This is a genomic window from Terrihabitans aquatilis, assembly GCF_052542005.1.
Genome location: NZ_JBOCUO010000002.1, coordinates 72,696 through 89,235 on the forward strand (window position 1 = coordinate 72,696; position 16,540 = coordinate 89,235).

22 protein-coding genes are annotated in these 16,540 nt (G+C 65.4%); 12 read left to right on the forward strand and 10 right to left on the reverse strand.

What is annotated here, in order from left to right:
* Positions 1-3: 3 nt before the first annotated feature.
* The 5 genes from ftsY to ACQ6S1_RS06350 are packed head-to-tail and all read right to left on the reverse strand — an operon-like array spanning position 4 to position 5,217.
* Positions 4-1,296: a signal recognition particle-docking protein FtsY gene (ftsY, locus tag ACQ6S1_RS06330; protein WP_445040345.1), complete on the reverse strand. Its 1,293-nt coding sequence runs from the start codon at positions 1,294-1,296 to the stop codon at positions 4-6.
* Positions 1,296-2,543, reverse strand: a complete 1,248-nt coding sequence (mtaB, locus tag ACQ6S1_RS06335) for a tRNA (N(6)-L-threonylcarbamoyladenosine(37)-C(2))-methylthiotransferase MtaB (protein WP_445040346.1) — start codon at positions 2,541-2,543, stop codon at positions 1,296-1,298. Before mtaB ends, ftsY begins: the two co-directional genes overlap by 1 nt.
* On the reverse strand, positions 2,540-3,394 hold the full coding sequence (gene dapF, locus ACQ6S1_RS06340) for a diaminopimelate epimerase (RefSeq protein ID WP_445040347.1): 855 nt from the start codon (positions 3,392-3,394) through the stop codon (positions 2,540-2,542). Before dapF ends, mtaB begins: the two co-directional genes overlap by 4 nt.
* 32 nt (positions 3,395-3,426) lie before the next feature.
* A complete protein-coding gene (locus ACQ6S1_RS06345; RefSeq protein WP_445040348.1) occupies positions 3,427-4,491 on the reverse strand; it encodes an MBL fold metallo-hydrolase in 1,065 nt (354 codons plus the stop codon).
* 33 nt (positions 4,492-4,524) lie between these two features.
* Positions 4,525-5,217, reverse strand: coding sequence for an alpha/beta hydrolase (locus ACQ6S1_RS06350; RefSeq protein ID WP_445040349.1), 693 nt, complete (start codon positions 5,215-5,217; stop codon positions 4,525-4,527).
* Between the two features lie 109 nt (positions 5,218-5,326).
* Between ACQ6S1_RS06350 and ACQ6S1_RS06355 the strand changes: the two genes are divergently transcribed.
* From ACQ6S1_RS06355 to rimM, 4 genes are all read left to right on the forward strand, one after another.
* Positions 5,327-5,707, forward strand: a complete 381-nt coding sequence (locus ACQ6S1_RS06355; protein ID WP_445040350.1) for an energy transducer TonB — start codon at positions 5,327-5,329, stop codon at positions 5,705-5,707.
* A 174-nt stretch (positions 5,708-5,881) separates the two neighbouring features.
* On the forward strand, positions 5,882-7,447 hold the full coding sequence (gene ffh, locus ACQ6S1_RS06360) for a signal recognition particle protein (RefSeq protein WP_445040351.1): 1,566 nt from the start codon (positions 5,882-5,884) through the stop codon (positions 7,445-7,447).
* A gap of 69 nt (positions 7,448-7,516) precedes the next feature.
* Complete coding sequence (gene rpsP / locus ACQ6S1_RS06365) at positions 7,517-7,897, forward strand: 30S ribosomal protein S16 (protein WP_445040352.1); 381 nt, start codon at positions 7,517-7,519, stop codon at positions 7,895-7,897.
* A gap of 56 nt (positions 7,898-7,953) precedes the next feature.
* On the forward strand, positions 7,954-8,511 hold the full coding sequence (rimM, locus tag ACQ6S1_RS06370; RefSeq protein WP_445040353.1) for a ribosome maturation factor RimM: 558 nt from the start codon (positions 7,954-7,956) through the stop codon (positions 8,509-8,511).
* Here rimM and ACQ6S1_RS06375 read toward each other — a convergent pair.
* Positions 8,496-9,038: a hypothetical protein gene (locus ACQ6S1_RS06375; protein ID WP_445040354.1), complete on the reverse strand. Its 543-nt coding sequence runs from the start codon at positions 9,036-9,038 to the stop codon at positions 8,496-8,498. The genes rimM and ACQ6S1_RS06375 overlap by 16 nt on opposite strands.
* A gap of 76 nt (positions 9,039-9,114) precedes the next feature.
* Between ACQ6S1_RS06375 and trmD the strand changes: the two genes are divergently transcribed.
* Both trmD and rplS read left to right on the forward strand, forming a co-directional pair.
* Complete coding sequence (gene trmD, locus ACQ6S1_RS06380; protein ID WP_445040355.1) at positions 9,115-9,867, forward strand: tRNA (guanosine(37)-N1)-methyltransferase TrmD; 753 nt, start codon at positions 9,115-9,117, stop codon at positions 9,865-9,867.
* A 75-nt stretch (positions 9,868-9,942) separates the two neighbouring features.
* The gene (gene rplS / locus ACQ6S1_RS06385; protein ID WP_445040356.1) at positions 9,943-10,338 is read left to right on the forward strand and encodes a 50S ribosomal protein L19; all 396 of its coding nucleotides are present in this window, start codon (positions 9,943-9,945) and stop codon (positions 10,336-10,338) included.
* Positions 10,339-10,342: 4 nt separating this feature from the next.
* On the opposite strand, the gene ACQ6S1_RS06390 is transcribed toward rplS, so the two are convergent.
* Complete coding sequence (locus ACQ6S1_RS06390) at positions 10,343-10,729, reverse strand: hypothetical protein (protein ID WP_445040357.1); 387 nt, start codon at positions 10,727-10,729, stop codon at positions 10,343-10,345.
* A gap of 185 nt (positions 10,730-10,914) precedes the next feature.
* Between ACQ6S1_RS06390 and ACQ6S1_RS06395 the strand changes: the two genes are divergently transcribed.
* Positions 10,915-11,088, forward strand: coding sequence for a hypothetical protein (locus tag ACQ6S1_RS06395; RefSeq protein WP_445040358.1), 174 nt, complete (start codon positions 10,915-10,917; stop codon positions 11,086-11,088).
* Positions 11,089-11,175: 87 nt separating this feature from the next.
* Entirely contained in the window at positions 11,176-12,585 is a 1,410-nt protein-coding gene (leuC, locus tag ACQ6S1_RS06400; protein ID WP_445040359.1) for a 3-isopropylmalate dehydratase large subunit, read from the forward strand.
* Between the two features lie 53 nt (positions 12,586-12,638).
* Here leuC and ACQ6S1_RS06405 read toward each other — a convergent pair whose 3' ends face one another.
* Positions 12,639-12,944, reverse strand: a complete 306-nt coding sequence (locus ACQ6S1_RS06405) for a hypothetical protein (protein ID WP_445040360.1) — start codon at positions 12,942-12,944, stop codon at positions 12,639-12,641.
* 125 nt (positions 12,945-13,069) lie between these two features.
* On the opposite strand from ACQ6S1_RS06405, the gene ACQ6S1_RS06410 reads away from it, so the two are divergent.
* Both ACQ6S1_RS06410 and leuD read left to right on the forward strand, forming a co-directional pair.
* Positions 13,070-13,492: a metallopeptidase family protein gene (locus ACQ6S1_RS06410; protein ID WP_445040361.1), complete on the forward strand. Its 423-nt coding sequence runs from the start codon at positions 13,070-13,072 to the stop codon at positions 13,490-13,492.
* A gap of 44 nt (positions 13,493-13,536) precedes the next feature.
* Positions 13,537-14,142 (forward strand): 3-isopropylmalate dehydratase small subunit, encoded by a 606-nt coding sequence (gene leuD / locus ACQ6S1_RS06415; protein WP_445040362.1) that lies wholly within the window; start codon positions 13,537-13,539, stop codon positions 14,140-14,142.
* 82 nt (positions 14,143-14,224) lie between these two features.
* Here the strand turns inward: leuD and ACQ6S1_RS06420 are convergent, their stop codons facing one another.
* Positions 14,225-14,419 carry a CsbD family protein gene (locus ACQ6S1_RS06420; RefSeq protein ID WP_445040363.1) on the reverse strand — a complete coding sequence of 65 codons (195 nt, stop codon included), beginning with the start codon at positions 14,417-14,419 and terminating at the stop codon, positions 14,225-14,227.
* A 152-nt stretch (positions 14,420-14,571) separates the two neighbouring features.
* Between ACQ6S1_RS06420 and ACQ6S1_RS06425 the strand changes: the two genes are divergently transcribed.
* Both ACQ6S1_RS06425 and ACQ6S1_RS06430 read left to right on the forward strand, forming a co-directional pair.
* Positions 14,572-15,171, forward strand: a complete 600-nt coding sequence (locus ACQ6S1_RS06425; RefSeq protein WP_445040364.1) for a cytochrome b/b6 domain-containing protein — start codon at positions 14,572-14,574, stop codon at positions 15,169-15,171.
* Positions 15,171-15,941 (forward strand): molybdopterin-dependent oxidoreductase, encoded by a 771-nt coding sequence (locus ACQ6S1_RS06430; protein WP_445040365.1) that lies wholly within the window; start codon positions 15,171-15,173, stop codon positions 15,939-15,941. The genes ACQ6S1_RS06425 and ACQ6S1_RS06430 overlap by 1 nt, the downstream gene beginning before the upstream one ends.
* Here ACQ6S1_RS06430 and ACQ6S1_RS06435 read toward each other — a convergent pair.
* Positions 15,917-16,522, reverse strand: coding sequence for a GNAT family N-acetyltransferase (locus tag ACQ6S1_RS06435; RefSeq protein WP_445040366.1), 606 nt, complete (start codon positions 16,520-16,522; stop codon positions 15,917-15,919). The two genes, ACQ6S1_RS06430 and ACQ6S1_RS06435, sit on opposite strands and share 25 nt — an antisense overlap.
* Positions 16,523-16,540: the final 18 nt, after the last annotated feature.

The following is a 16,540-nucleotide window of genomic DNA, read 5'->3' on the forward strand; positions in this document are numbered from 1 at the left end:
CGGTCACTTGTCGAGCCCCACCAGAGCGCGTGCGAAATCGCGAGGATCGAAGGGCTCGAGATCACCGACGCTTTCGCCGACGCCGATGAAATGGATCGGCAGGCCGAACTTCTCGGCGACGGCCACGAGAATGCCGCCGCGCGCGGTGCCATCGAGCTTGGTCATGACGAGGCCGGTCACGCCCGCAGTCTTGCGGAACGCCTCGACCTGGCTGAGGGCGTTCTGGCCCACGGTGGCATCGAGCACGAGCAGCACGGCATGCGGTGCGGTTGCGTCCTGTTTCTTGAGGACGCGGATCACCTTTTCGAGCTCGTTCATCAGCTCGGCCCGGTTCTGCAGGCGGCCGGCCGTGTCGACGAGGAGAACGTCGGCGTTCGCGGCACGCGCCTTTTCCAAGGCTTCGAAGGCGAGACCAGCCGAATCCGCGCCGACATCCTTGGTGACGATGGGCACGCCCGTACGCTCGGCCCAGACCCGCAACTGATCGACAGCCGCCGCGCGGAACGTATCGCCCGCCGCAAGCCAGACGCTGCGCCCCTCGTCCCGGAATTTCTGAGTGAGCTTGCCGATCGTCGTCGTCTTGCCGGAACCGTTCACGCCGACCATGAGGATGACGAAAGGCTTTTCGGCTCCATCCACGACGAGCGGCTTGGCGACAGCCTGCAAAGCCTTTTCGACCTCGCTCGCCACCACGCCACGAACGCCGTGCGCATCAAGGCCGCGCTCGTGACGCTGGCGGCCGACTTCCTGCGTGATGCGAATGGCTGTGTCCATGCCAAGATCGGCCTGGATCAGCAGGTCTTCCAGATCGTCCAGCGTCCCGGCATCGAAACGCGATTTGGTGAATAGGTCCGAGATGCCGGTACCCAGACGGTCGGACGTGCGCTGAAGCCCCTGCCGAAGGCGCGTGAACCAGCCGGGACCCGGCGTGCCGACGGGCGGAGGCTCGCTCGATGGCGCCACGAAGGGCGACAGAGCTGCGTCTTCCGGCACAGCCGACACATCCACTTCAACGGGCAGTTCCGGGACAGGCGCGGCGTCCGGCTCGATATCCGGAAGCTCCTCCTCGGTCGCCGCCGCATCCTCGTCTGTTGAACGCGGCAGCGGCTGCACGACGAGATCTGGAATATCGAGGGCCGGCGGAACTTCCGGTTGCGTCGCGACCACAGCAGGTGGTTCCGGCGTCAGGCCCCCGAGCCTCTCATCAGCCTGAGGTTCCGGATCGGGCTCGGGCTTGACCGGAATACCAAGCAGGCGGGAGAGGAAGCCGCGTTTGGGCTGTTCGGGTTCGCTCATCAGGCTGCCAATAGCTGTGCGCCGTCGTGGCCGGCGATGGTGACAGGTACGAGACGTCCGGTCTCGGTGGGGCGCGCGAGCTTCACCAGCGCAAAGCCTTCGGTGCGCCCGGTATGGTTATTTTCCGCAAGCACCACATGGTGCCTGCCGATTTCACCCGAGAGATGCCGGTGCAGGGCCCCGGCTCCGCGTATGCGGAGGCGAGCGGCGCGTTCGCGCGCAATCTCGGTCGCCACAGCTGGCATGCGCGCCGCCGGCGTGCCGGGGCGGGCGGAAAATGGAAAAACGTGGAGATGCGTCAGCCCGCATTCGCCCACGAGATCGAGCGTGCGACGGAACTGGCCTTCAGTCTCGGTCGGGAAACCCGTGATGAAATCTGCGCCGAACACCATATCCGGCCGCAGGCGCCGGACATTGTTGCAGAAGGCAATGGCGTCGGCCCGCAGATGACGGCGCTTCATACGCTTGAGGATGAGGTCGTCGCCTGCCTGAAGCGACAGATGCAGATGCGGCATGAGGCGAGGCTCCTCGGCGAACGCGGCCAGCAAATCGTCATCGGCCTCAACCGCGTCGATGGACGAGATGCGCAGGCGCGGCAGCTCGGGCACGAGTTTTAGTATGGTGCGCACAAGCTTGCCCAAGGCGGGCCGACCCGGCAGATCGGCACCGTAGCTGGTGAGATCGACGCCGGTCAGGACCAGTTCGCCGCAGCCGCGCGCCACAATATGGCGCACCTGATCGACCACCACGCCCATCGGCACCGAGCGGGAGGGCCCTCGGCCATATGGGATGATGCAGAATGTGCAGCGATGATCGCAGCCGTTCTGCACCTGCACGAAGGCACGCGGACGGCCCTGCCAGCCATCGACGAGGTGATGGGCCGTCTCGCGCACGGACATGATGTCGTCGACACGAATGCGCTCGCTGCTGTCGAGCCCGAAAGGCGCGGCCCATGTGTCGGCCTGCATCTTCTCGCCGTTGCCGATGACGCCCGAAACCTCGGGCATATCGGCATAGGTGTGCGGTTCGACCTGGGCGGCGCAGCCCGTAACCACGATCTCCGAACCCGGATTGAGCCGGCGCAGGCGGCGGATGGCCTGCCGCGCCTGACGACCCGCTTCCGCGGTGACGGCGCACGTGTTGACGACGATGAGATTGTTGCGGCCGGCCTCAAGCGCGGCGCGGCGGATGGCCTCCGACTCGTTCATGTTGAGCCGGCAGCCGAAGGTGACGACTTCCACGCTCATGCGGCGTGGCCCGCAAAGATCGATGGATCGAACCGACCCTCGAACTCGGTCTCGACCGGGCCGGTCATCAGGATGTGGTCGTCGCTCTCGCGCCAGTGGATCAGGAGTTCGCCGCCCGGCAAGGTAACACACACCTGGCGGCCGGTGCGGCCGGTGCGCGCCGCAGATACCGCCGCCGCGCAGGCCGCCGTGCCGCACGCCAGGGTGAGACCGGCGCCACGTTCCCACACCTTCAGCGTCAGAGCATCGCGCGAGGTGACATGCGCCAGCGAGATGTTGGCCCGCCCCGGAAACATCGGGTGCCGCTCGAGCTCGGGCCCGAGGACGGCTAGATCGTAGGCTTCGATGTCGGACACCCAGAAGATGGCGTGCGGATTGCCGACATTCGCAGCCGACGGTGTGCGCAGGGGCCCCGCCTCGACCGCGATGGCGCGTGTATCCTCGCACGGCTCGGCCAGCGGAATCTGGGCCCAGCCAAAACGCGGCGCACCCATATCGACGGTAATCCTTCGGGGGCCATCACCCCGGACGGCGATCAACGCCCCTCCTGCCGACCCGATCCGCAGACGGTCTTTCCCGGTTTCTTCCATTACCAGCCAGGCGATGCAGCGCGTGCCATTACCGCAGGCCCCGGATTCCGAGCCGTCCTGATTGAGGATGCGCGTGCGAAAATCTTCATCACCAGAGCCGGGCTCGATCGTCATGATCTGATCGAAGGTCAGGCCCGAGGCGTGGATCGCACGCGTTTCTTCCGGCGATGGCGCAGGCGTGCCGTCGCGCAGGTCGACAACCAGGATCTCGTTGCCAAGGCCATTCATCTTGACGAAGGGATGGTTCGCGAGCGCGCTCATGACTTCATATAGGGCGAAGTGCAGCGCATCCGCTACACCTCCAGGACCTGACCGGGCCGGAAGGCGACGAAACGCTCGCGCCCGATGCCGCCAGCCGCCAGCGCATCGGCCAATGCCCGCTCCGGAGCATCGACCGGCTCGGCCGTCAGCTGAAACGTACCCCAATGATGACCAACCGCCTGTTCGGCACGAAGAGCCTGGAAGGCTTTCACCGCCTCGTCGGGGTTCATGTGCGCGTCCTTCATGAACCAGCGCGGCTCATAGGCCCCGATCGGCAGGACGGCCAACCGGAACGGCCCATATTCCCGGCCATGGGCCGTGAAGTTCGCATCGTTGGCGAACGCCGTGTCTCCCACATGATAAATCCGCCCTGCCGGCGTGTGGATGACGAAGCTGGCCCACAGCGCCTTTCGCCGGTCGCCCAGCCAGCGCGCCGACCAATGAGCTGTCGGCACGAAGGTGACGGCAACATCCGGAGCAAGCTCAACACGGGCGCCCCAATCGTAGGCCTCGGCCGCGATGGCCCGATCATGATTGCGCATGATGGTGTCGTTGCCGAGCGGCGTGAGGACGCGCGGATTGTCCCGGGCGGCAAGGCGCGACAGGGTGTCGGTGTCGAGATGGTCGTAATGATTGTGCGTAACAAGAACCGCATGAATCTTCGGCAGATCGTCGAAGGCGATCCCCGGCGGATTGTGCCGCTCCGGCCCCATGAAGGTGAAGGGAGAGGCGCGTTCCGAAAAGACCGGGTCGATCAGGATGTTCTGACCGCCCGCCTGCAGCAGGAAAGACGCGTGGCCGATAAGCGTGAGGCGAAGACCTGCCCCCTCCACCCGCGGCGGAGGCACATCACGAAACGGGCTTTCATAATGATCCGGCCATTCCGCCTTCGGCGTGAGGAACACGGCACGAACGGTTACCCATGCCGGCTTGTCGGGCGGATTGCCGGGATTGAAGAACCGTTCGCCGTCGAAATGATCGGAAACGGGACCCGAATAATAGGAATTGCCGCCGGCAGAACTGCGACCCCACGCCACGCCGCCAGCGGCGAGAAGAGCGGGAACGGCGACGGCTTTCAGGAGGGTGCGACGCTTCATGGTCAGGTGTAACGCGCCCCTGCCCCGTTTGGCTCAGCCACGTGGCGGATAATTGAGGAAATACTTGACGGCAACGGACACGATGGGCGGCTGCGAGGCATGGGGCCCATCATATTCGATGTAGGTGACGTCATAGCCTGCCGCCTTCAACTTGGTGGCGTGATCGCGACCCGCTGTCTCGACGGGAGTCTGTGTGTCCTTCGAGCCATGCGCGATGAAGATGTGCGGCGTGCCTTCCTGAGCCAGCGGAGTCATGAAGCCGGCCGACATGGCAAGGATATGCGTGACGAAATGGCCGTTTGCGACGCCGTTCGACAGCGAATAGGAGCCGCCGTCCGAATGGCCGGCAAAGGCGACGCGCTCGCGATCGATGGTGAACCGGGAGGCGATCTCGGCCAGGGCGACATCGAGGCGCTCGCGGTCAGGCCCATTGCCGGCGATGACGATATCCCAGGTGGGCAGCAGCGATTGCGGCACGAGAAGCAGGAATTTGTTGTCTTCCGCATGCTTCTGCATGATGGGAGTGATCTTGTCGGCGCTGCCGCCGCCGCCATGGAACAGCACCATCAACGGCACGGGCACCGTGGGATCGATGCCTTCCGGAACAACAATCTGGGCGTCCCGTTCCTCGAACAGGCCGAGATTGTAGCGCCCGGCCGCGAAGGGCGGCTTGGTGGGCGTGGTATGAGCGAAGTCGAGACGGCCGGTGAGCTTTGAATCGATCATGCGGGGGTTGTGCCACTCCCTGATACATCGAGCAAGGCAAGGGGCGTTCAACCTGTTTTCACCATTGCCTTTTTGCTCCCCCTTTGGTTGTGTGACGCGGGGGACTTGAATGAAAATGTTTATTGCGAAGGTAGGAGTGCTCTCGGCGCTTCTGCTGGGTATGGCTGCGACTCCGGCCTCCGCCGCCTCAGATCTCGACCGATATGGAGACAGCGTGCGGTCGGCGATCGTCGCCAATGTCCACTATCCGAAAGTTGCGCGGGCAGGAGGACAAGTACGCTACTCTTTCGTGCTCACGCGCAATGGCTCGATCAGAGATGTCCGCGTTTTTGGCGGAATGAAACAAGCTCTCGAGAAAGGCTTCATCGATATCGTGGTCAGCACGAAGTTCCCGCCCGTTCCGGCGAGCCTCGACGCACCGATCCGCTTCCACGGCACTATGGTGTTCAACGATCCTCGAGAAGCTCCGCGCCCTGTCAGACCGCGGTGAGCAGGCCTCCAAAATCTTGACTTTGCCGGCCTGCGCCTGTATTCGCCACCACTTCTCTCACGCTTAAATACGTGTGAGCAACCGACCAGCCCTTGAGGCTGGAGGTCAACGCCCGACAGCGCGATGCGCCCTCGGGCGCACTTTGTGTTGCGCGTGCCGAGAAAAGGGAAGCGGATGTTCGACAACCTTCAGGACCGCCTCGGCGGCATATTCGACAAGCTGCGCGGACGCGGCGCTCTCTCGGAGAGCGACGTTGGCGAAGCCATGCGCGAAGTGCGGCGGGCGCTGCTGGAAGCGGACGTGGCGCTGGACGTGGTGCGCGGTTTCACCGACCGGGTGCGTGAGCGCGCGGTGGGGTCCGAGGTGCTGCGCTCGGTCAAGCCCGGCCAGATGGTCATCAAGATCGTCCACGACGAATTGGTGGCGACGCTTGGTTCCGACGCCCAATCGATTTCGCTGGCAGCTGCCGCGCCCGTGCCGATCCTGATGGTCGGCCTCCAGGGCTCTGGCAAGACGACGACGACCGGCAAGATTGCCAAGCGCCTGCAGGACCGCGAGCGCAAGAAGGTCCTGATGGCCTCGCTCGACACCCGCCGCCCGGCGGCGATGGAGCAATTGGCCGTGCTGGGCACGCAGATCGGCGTGTCGACGCTGCCGATCGTGGCCGGTCAGTCGGCGGTGCAGATCGCCCAGCGCGCGATCCAGGCGGCGCGGCTCGGCGGCTATGACGTCGTGATGCTCGACACCGCGGGCCGCACCACGGTGGACGAGGCCCTGATGGCCGAGGCCGCCGAGGTCAAGCGGATCGCCAATCCGCATGAGGTTCTCCTCGTGGCCGACGCGCTGACCGGTCAGGACGCGGTGAACACCGCACGCGCCTTCGATGGCGCACTCGGCGTGACCGGCATCGTGCTGACCCGCGTCGATGGCGACGGCCGCGGCGGCGCGGCGCTCTCCATGCGCGCCGTGACCGGCAAGCCGATCAAACTGATCGGCGTCGGCGAGAAGATGGACGCGCTGGAAGAGTTCGACCCCTCCCGCATCGCCGGCCGCATCCTGGGCATGGGCGACGTGGTTGCGCTTGTGGAGCGCGCCGCCGAACAGATGGACGCCGAGAAGGCGGCCAAGACGGCGGAGCGGCTGCGCAAGGGCCAGTTCGACCTCAACGATCTGCGCGACCAGCTGATGCAGATGCAGCGCATGGGCGGCATGTCGGGCGTGATGGGCCTGTTGCCGGGCATGGGCAAGATGAAGGCACAGCTCGAAAACGCCAATCTCGACGACAAAGTGCTGAAGCGCCAATCGGCCATCATCGGTTCGATGACCGCGGCCGAGCGGCGCAATCCCGACATCCTCAAGGCTTCGCGCAAGAAGCGCATCGCGGCCGGCTCCGGCACCAGGGTCGAAGACGTCAACAAGCTTCTGAAGATGCACCGCCAGATGGCGGATGTGATGAAGATGATGGGCAAGGGCGGCCGTGGCGGCGGGCTTGCGGGCCTTGCCGGCAAGCTCGGCATTCCGGGCATGGGCGGTGGAATGCCGGGCGGTCTGCCGCCGGGCGTGACGCCAGATATGCTGGAGAAAATGGCCAAGGGCGGCCCGGGCGGCATGCCGCAATTGCCGCCCGGAGGCATGCCCGGGCTGCCCCCGAATTTCCCCGGCGCGCCGGGCGGATTACCCGGCCTCGGCAATGGCCTGCCTGGACTGGGCGGGTTTCCCGGGTTCGGTAAGAAGAAATAGCGATTTTAAACCAAGCACTTGAAGATATTGGGAAAGGGCTCTGCCCGCCCAGAGAAACAGGAGAAGAAAATGTCCCTTAAGATCCGTCTGTCCCGTGGTGGCGCCAAGAAGCGTCCGTTCTACCGCATCGTCGTCGCCGACTCGCGCTCGCCGCGCGATGGCCGCTTCATCGACCGCGTCGGCACCTACAACCCGATGCTGGCCAAGGATGCCGAGCGCGTGACGCTCGACGTCGAGAAGGCCCAGGAATGGATCAAGAAGGGCGCGACCCCCACCGACCGTGTTCTGCGCTTCTTCGCCGAGAAGGGCATCGCCACCCGCGACGCCCGCAACAACCCCAACAAGGGTCAGCCGGGCAAGAAGGCGCAGGAGCGTCTCGACGCCGCCAAGGCCGCCGAGGAAGCAGCCGCTGCCGCTGCTGCCACGCCTGCCGAATCGGCTGAGGCCTGAGAACCCTTGCCGCGCCGGAAAGCTTCGGCGCGGCAATAGGATAGGTGAGTGCGCGAATGGCTCCTGCCCGCATCCTTGTCGGCGTTTTCGGCGCGCCCCATGGCGTGCGGGGAGAGATACGCGTCAAGGCCTACACCGCCGACCCGCTCTCTCTGAAGGGCTACAGCCCTCTGGAGAGCGAGGACGGCAAACGATTTTTTACGCTGACCACGGCCCGCCTGCAGGGCGACATGGTGGTGGCACGCGTCGACGGCGTGGCCGACCGCGATGCAGCCGCGGCCTTGACCAATATCTGCCTCTACATGCCGCGCGAGCGCCTGCCCGCCGTGGACGAGGACGAAGACGAATTCTACCAGGCCGACCTGATCGGCCTGCGAGCGGAGGATGAGCACGGCACCCCCATCGGCAAGATCGCTGCGATCGTCGATTTCGGGGCGGGCGATGTTCTTGAAATCGCTCTGGAAAAGCGCCCGAGCGCTTATTTGCCGTTCACACGCGACTTTGTGCCCTCCGTCGATGTGCCCCAAGGGCGCGTGGTGATCGCCCCTCCGGGCGATTGGCTGGATGAGGGCAAGGAAGAGCGCGAGCGTGAGAGCGATCAGGAGGCGGGCTGAACGCCGGGATCGGCGAGAAGCCGGTCGGCGATCAGACGTGCGACGCTCTCGTGATCTTCGACGGCGATAAGGGCGTGCTCGGCGGTGCGCCAGCCTTCCACGCCTTGGACGATGCGACGGCGCAGCACGATATCGCCACGCCTGGAACTGCGTGGCCGCGTTTCGAGGCACTCGATCTGATGCGTCTCCAGCGGAATGATACGGCGGCCGAAACCGCGCGACATCAATATGCGATCGCTGGTGATGGCGTAGGCCGTGCCCCGGCCTCCCACGTAACGCAACACCGGCGTCAAAAGGGTGAAAAAAGCAAGCAATAACAATGATATGAGGCCGATCGACAGGATGGCTGCGATCGCTGGATTCGCCACGTTCAACGGGGGTGCCAGCAACAGCATCGTGATGACGACCAACGCCGAACCGGCCCGCGCCAGGCTATCGAAGGTCAGGGCGAAGGCCATCGGATCGGGCGTTCCGCGCCACAGGACGCGTTCGTTTTCCCGGAGCTGGTTTCGAAATGGGTCTTCCATCGCGGCCCTACCTACGGCATGTCGACTGCACCCTGCCCGATGCTGCATGACAGCGGCTTGACACCGAGGTGACGCGATGACGTGGCGCGCGACGGTTCTAACCCTCTATCCTGACATGTTTCCCGGCGCTCTCGGCATGAGCCTGGCCGGGCGGGCGCGGGACAACGGGATCTGGACGCTCGACACCATCAACCCCCGTGATTTCGCCACGGATCGCCACCGCAGCGTGGACGACACGCCCTTCGGCGGCGGGCCCGGAATGGTGTTGCGGCCGGACGTGCTGGCGGCGGCGCTGGAGAGTGCCGATGCGTGCGCCGATGATGCGCCGATATGCGCCGATGTGCGCCGATGCGTGCTGATGACGCCGCGCGGGCGGCCGATCTCACAGGATCTGGTGCGCGATCTCGCGGCCGGACCGGGTGTGGTGGTGATCTGCGGCCGATTCGAGGGGGTCGACGAACGCTTCATCCAGGAATGCGGGATCGAGGAGGTTTCCGTCGGCGACGCGGTTCTGTCCGGCGGAGAACCGGCCGCTTTGCTTTTGCTCGATGCCTGCGTGCGGCTGTTGCCCGGCGTGATGGGGCACGACGAATCCGGGTCGGACGAAAGCTTCGAAAACGGGCTGCTGGAATACCCGCAATACACGAAACCGGCCGAATGGCGCGGGCGGGCGGTTCCGGACGTGTTGACCTGGGGCGATCATCGCGCCATTTCGGCGTGGCGAAAGCTGGAATCGGTGAAGGCAACGCGGGCGCGCCGACCCGATCTCTTTGCGAAATATGTCGCGAGCCTGTCATCAGGCGTCGACAAGCCGCCGAAGATCGGGTAATAGCGCCGCTCAATCAGGAATTCAGGTGCATGAGCGCCCCCGCTTGCTCGGGCGCGGCGCTGCGGAGAAGGTGTCATGGCCGCCAACATCATTGAACAGCTCGACCGCGAGCAGATGGACGTCGTTGCTGCGCAGCGCGTGATCCCCTCGTTCGCTCCCGGCGACACGGTCCAGGTGAACGTGAAGGTTCGCGAAGGCGAGCGCTCGCGCATCCAGGCCTATGAGGGCGTGGTGATCGCCAAGTCCGGCGGCGGCGTGAACGAGAACTTCACGGTCCGCAAGATCTCCTACGGCGAAGGCGTCGAGCGTGTGTTCCCGCTCTATTCGCCCATCATCGATTCGCTGAAGGTGCTGCGTCGCGGCAAGGTGCGGCGCGCCAAGCTCTATTACCTGCGCGAGCTGCGCGGCAAGAAGGCCCGTATCGCCGAGAAGAAGACCGACCGTTCGCAGGCCGCGGCCGCCACGGCCTGAGGCTTCAGATTTCCGGACGTTCCAAAAGCGCGGCTTCGGCCGCGTTTTTTACATGGGGCAACTGGTAGGAATAGCGGGACATGACGGCCTGGCCCGTCTGCTCCATCCACCACCGTGCGAGACGCTGGCCGGGCGAGATGTCCACCCCCGGAACCGGCGACGAGAACAAGGCGTCGAGAACGGCATCCTGGCCATCATAGGCCGCCGAGCGCACCCGCTGGGCGAGCGTGCGGGCCAGCACATCGGAATAGCTCGCGCCGGTGCACAGACGCGCCACGAAATCCTCGCTGTTGCCGCACTGGAGCGGCGCGCGCAGCGGAGGCGCGACGGCGGCGCCTGCGGACATGAGCAGGACCGCACCCAAAACGGCCCCGAGACCGTAGAATGACATGCCGTTTCCTCCCGGACGTTTTTCGTTATGAGGCGATGCCGTCGGGAAGCTGACCATGTTTGCGGAAAGCCGACAATACCCAAACTCGTGATGTGGTTTGATATACCAGAGCCGGCGCCAAGGACGGGGCGTCGAGCCCCGAAGATTATTTACCGCGACGCCTTGGAAATGTTATAAGCGGCGTCATGAACCCGTCGCGTCCCGAGATCTGTGACAGCGTGCGCCCATGCCGCGGCATCGTTCCGCGCGTGCGCTCGACGCTGGATTTCGCCTCGCTGGACGACCATGCGCGCATGCCCGCGCGGTTCTTCGGCCGCCTCGTTGCCGCCGGCGCGGCAGACCTTACGCGTTCCCTCTGAGCTGACGGCCCACGGGCCGCCGAGAGATTGCCGACGTTCCCTGCGGAGCGCGGCCGACGCTACGTGAACGACACGACGAGACGATCCATGACCCAGGCGCGCACACTCTACGACAAGATCTTCGACGACCACGTGATCGAACGGCAGGACGACGGCACCTGCCTGCTCTACATCGATCGCCACCTCGTCCACGAAGTGACGAGCCCGCAGGCCTTCGAGGGCCTGCGCACGGCGGGCCGGAAGGTGCACGCCCCGCACAAGACGCTGGCGGTGGTCGATCACAACGTGCCGACCTCGGACCGCAACCTGCCGAACCCGGACCCGCAGAGCGCCACCCAGATCGCGGCTCTGGCCGAGAACACCCGCGAGTTCGGCATCGAATATTACAACGAGTTCGACGCCCGGCAGGGCATCGTCCACATCATCGGCCCCGAGCAGGGCTTCACCCTGCCCGGCACCACGATCGTGTGCGGCGACAGCCACACCTCGACGCATGGCGCGTTCGGCGCGCTGGCGCACGGCATCGGCACCTCGGAGGTGGAGCACGTCTTGGCCACCCAGACGCTGATCCAGCGCAAGGCCAAGAACATGCGTGTGACCGTGGACGGCGCGCTGCCCGAGGGCGTGACCGCCAAGGACATCACGCTCGCCATCATCGGCGAGATCGGCACCGCGGGCGGCACCGGCTCTGTGATCGAATATGCCGGCGAGGCCATTCGCGCGCTGTCGATGGAAGGGCGCATGACGCTCTGCAACATGTCGATCGAGGGCGGCGCACGCGCGGGCCTGATCGCGCCCGACGCCGCGACCTTCGCCTATCTGAAGGATCGCCCCCGCGCGCCCAAGGGCGCCGATTGGGATGCGGCCGTGCGCTATTGGGAGACGCTCGTCTCGGACGAGGGCGCCCATTTCGACCGCGAGGTGCGGCTCGACGCCGCCTCGCTGCCGCCCATCGTGAGCTGGGGCACGAGCCCCGAGGACGTGACCTCCGTCGCCGGCCTGGTGCCGAACCCCGACGAGATCGCCGACGAGAACGTGCGGGCCGCGAAATGGCGCGCGCTGCAATATATGGGCCTGACGCCCGGCACGAAGATCACCGACATCAAGCTCGACCGCATCTTTATCGGCTCCTGCACCAATGGCCGCATCGAGGATCTGCGGGCCGTGGCCAAGGTGGTCGAGGGCAAGTCGGTGCACCCCGATGTCAACGCCATGATCGTTCCCGGCTCCGGCCTCGTGAAGATGCAGGCGGAATCGGAAGGTCTGGACAAGATCTTCAAGGCGGCGGGCTTCGACTGGCGCGAGCCTGGCTGCTCGATGTGCCTGGCCATGAACCCCGACAAGCTGCGCCCGGAAGAGCGCTGCGCCTCGACCTCGAACCGTAATTTCGAGGGACGTCAGGGTTATAAGGGCCGCACGCACCTCGTCTCGCCGGCCATGGCGGCGGCGGCGGCGGTGGCCGGGCGCTTCGTCGACATTCGCGACTGGGGTCACTGAAACGAAAACGGCCGCCCGTGGGGCGGCCGCTGATCGTTGGGCTCTGATCGCTCTTAGCGGCAGACCAGAACGCGACGGGTGACGCGATGGCCACGATGGTCGCGGCGGAGCACGTTGCGGTAACGGCACACCTCGCGATGGCGACGCACATGGCGGTCGGCCCGGCGATGATGGCGATCGCGGCGCCAGTCGCGATGACGGTCACGGCGATAATCGCGATGTTGGACGAGATCGAGGCCGGATGTGGCGGTTGCCGCCGACGAGGTCTGGGCGACCGGAGCCGGAACAGCGGAGGCCGGAGCGACCATGGCGAGGCCGCCGAGCATGAGGCCGAGGGCGGCCGTGGCAAACAATTTCATCGGGATATCCTTTCCGGTGGATGGAAGGTTAACTGCCGAACGCGGGATCGGTTTCATCCCCAAGGTAGATTTACGAGCATCGCCATGGGCTTTTCCCGGCACATGGTGAACGAGGGAGCGCCCCGATGACGGCTTTCGACTGGACCCCGCGCACGGCGCCGACGCTCAGCGATTTCGAGACGCTGGCGATCGACGCCTTCGCGCGCCTGCCGGAGGAATTCCGCCGGGTGTCGGGCGAGGTGCCGATCATCGTCGAGGATTTTCCCGAGGCGGACGTGCTGGAAGAACTCGGCATCGAGAGCGAGTTCGACCTGCTTGGCCTGTTCCAGGGCGTGGGCATCGCCCAGGGCGGCGCGACGCCGCAGACGGGGCAGATGCCGAACCGGGTGTTTCTCTACCGGCGGCCCATTCTGGAATATTGGCTGGAGAACGAGGAAGCGCTGGGCGACATCGTCGCCCATGTGCTGATCCACGAGATCGGACACCATATCGGGCTGTCCGACGAGGATATGGAGGCCATCGAGGCCGAGGTGGACGCGGCCCGCTGAGGCCGACACGGAACGAGACGGCCGACGCGCCGACGGAGGACGATATGCAGCCTTTCACATCGCTGACCGGGATCGCGGCGCCCCTGCCGCTGGTGAACATCGACACCGACATGATCATCCCGAAGGAATATCTGAAGACGATCAAGCGCACGGGACTGGGCGCCGGCCTGTTCGCCGAGATGCGCTTCGACCAGCAGGGCAACGAGAACCCGGATTTCGTGCTGAACAAGCCGGCCTATCGCGGCGCCGAGATCCTCGTGACGGGCGAGAATTTCGGCTGCGGCTCCTCGCGCGAGCACGCGCCGTGGGCGCTGCTGGATTACGGCATCCGCTGCGTGATCTCGACTTCGTTCGCGGACATCTTCTACAACAATTGCTTCCAGAACGGCATTCTGCCCATCAAGGTCTCGCCGGAAGAGCTGGAAAAGCTGATGGACGACGCCGAGCGAGGCGCCAATGCCCGGCTGACGGTGGATCTGGAGGCGCAGGAGATCCGCGGGCCCGACGGCGGCGTGATCCGGTTCGACATCGACCCCTTCAAAAAGCATTGCATGCTGAACGGGCTCGACGGCATCGGCCTGACCATGGTGAAGGCCCCCCAGATCGCCGATTACGAGACGAAGCTCGCAGCCGAGCGCCCCTGGGCCTGAACGCGAAACGGCCCCGTTCCTCAGGAACGGGGCCACTCAATGTCGATTATCAGTTGAGCATCGAGGCGTTTCGAGCGTTCGCTCAGAGATGCTTGTTGGCAGCATCCTTGACGGCATTCTTGGTATCACCCAAGGCCTGCTGGGCTTCGCCCTTGAGCTCCTGAGCCTTACCTTCCGCCTTCATCTTTTCGTCGCCGGTCATGTTGCCGACGCCCTGCTTGACGTTGCCGGTGGCCTCATTGGCCATGCCTTTGATCTTGTCGGTGGTTCCGCCCATTGTTCGGCTCCTCTTCTTGTTTCTTCTGCAGCTAGACTGTCGCTGCCTTGCCATAACAACCCGCCATCCCGTCTGATTGTTCCATAGCGCGCCGAACGCCGTCGCGAAGATGTGCGCTTCCAGAAGCCGCCAACCGGCCTATCATTGCTGGAATGAGCCCCCCGCCACGCCCCGTGATCCATCCGCTGATCGTGCGCCTGACGCACTGGATCAACGCCTTCGCCATCCTGCTGATGGTGATGAGCGGCTGGCGCATCTACAACGCCTCGCCGCTGTTCGATTTTCGCTTTCCGGACGGCGTCACGCTCGGCGGCTGGCTGGGCGGCGCGCTGCAATGGCACTTCGCCGCGATGTGGCTGTTCGCGGGCAATCTCCTGATCTACCTCGCCTTCGGCCTGATCTCGGGCCGCTTCCGCGCCCGGTTCTGGCCGCTGACGCCGCGCGCTGTGTGGACCGATACGTCCGATTTCCTGCGCGGGCGGCTGAGCCACGAGGACCTGACAATCTACAATGCCGTGCAGAAGACGGCCTATGTGGGCGTGATCGCGGCCATGCTGGCGTTGATCGTGTCCGGCCTGTGCGTGTGGAAGCCGATCCAGTTTCAGGAAATCGCCGCCGTGATGGGCGGCTATGAGGGGGCGCGGCTCGTCCATTTCGTGGCGATGAGCGCCGTCGTCCTCTTCAGCGCCGTGCACGTGGCGATGGCGCTGGCCGTGCCGCGCAGCCTTCTCTCCATGGTAAGAGGCCGCTGATGCGCCGCCCCCGCCGTCCCGACATCGATGCTGACGACCTGATCCGCGACGCTGCACGCGGCCTCGACCCCACGACGCGGCGGGCCTTTCTGAAGAGCGCGGCAGGCCTCGGCTCGCTGGTGATGTTGACGGGCTGCGACCTCTCCGACAGCCGGTCGGCGGAGACCGTGCTGAGCACGATGTCGCGCTTCAACGACAGGGTGCAGGCGCTGCTGTTCAACCCGGACAAGCTGGCACCGGAATATCCGGCCGAGATGATCACCCGGCCCTTTCCGTTCAACGGCTTTTATCGCGCCGATCAGGCACCCGTTGTGAACGGCGCCGACTGGCGGCTGGAGCTTGCCGGCAAGATCGCCGAGGCGCGGCCGTGGACGTTGGCCGAGCTGAATGCGCTGCCGCATTTCACGCAGATCACCCGCCACATCTGCGTGGAGGGCTGGAGCGCCATCGGCTCCTGGACGGGGGTGCGGTTTTCCGATTTCCTGCAGCGCGTCGGGGCGGATCTGCGCGCGCCCTACGTCACGCTGCGCTGCGCTGACGGCTATTTCACCTCGATCGACATGGCGACCGCGCTGCACCCGCAGACGCAGATGTCGTTCGCCTTCGCGGGCGAGACCCTGCCCCGCATCTACGGCTTCCCGATGAAGCTGCGCATGCCGACCAAACTGGGCTTCAAGAACCCCAAGCACGTCGTCTCGATCGAGGTGACCGACCGATACGACGGCGGCTATTGGGAGAACGAGGGCTACAATTGGTTTTCGGGGCTGTAGCCCTTCAGCCGCTCGTCGAGCCGTGCGCGGACGTTCGGCCATTCGTCGGCGATGATGGAGAACACGACCGAATCGCGCCGCGTGCCGTCCGGCAGGATCATGTGGGCGCGCAGCACCCCCTCGCGCACGGCGCCGAGCTTGGCGACCGCCGCCTGGCTGCGCAGATTGCCGTGGTGGATCTTGAACTCAACGCGATGGGCGCCCCAGCCCTCGAAGGCATGGCCCAGCAGAAGGCGCTTGGCCTCCGGGTTCACCACGGTGCCCCAGACCTCCGGCACGTACCAGGTGTAGCCCAGCTCCAGCCGGCGGTGCGGCGTCACGATGTCGAACAGCCGCGTCATGCCCACGATGCGGCAATCGGACTTCTGCCGAACGGCAAAGGGAACGGCCGCGCCGGTGCGCATCCAGTGCTGGGCCGTGCCGAGATAATCGTCGACCTCGCCGCGCACCGAATAGCCCCAGATGCGCGGATCGCGCGCCGCGGCGGCCAGGTCCGGAATGTGTTCGTCGGACAGGGGCTCGAGGCGGACGAAGCGGCCTTCGAGGCTGATCGCGGCGGGATGGTCGGGCAGATCGCTCATGAAAACGGGGTATCAGGT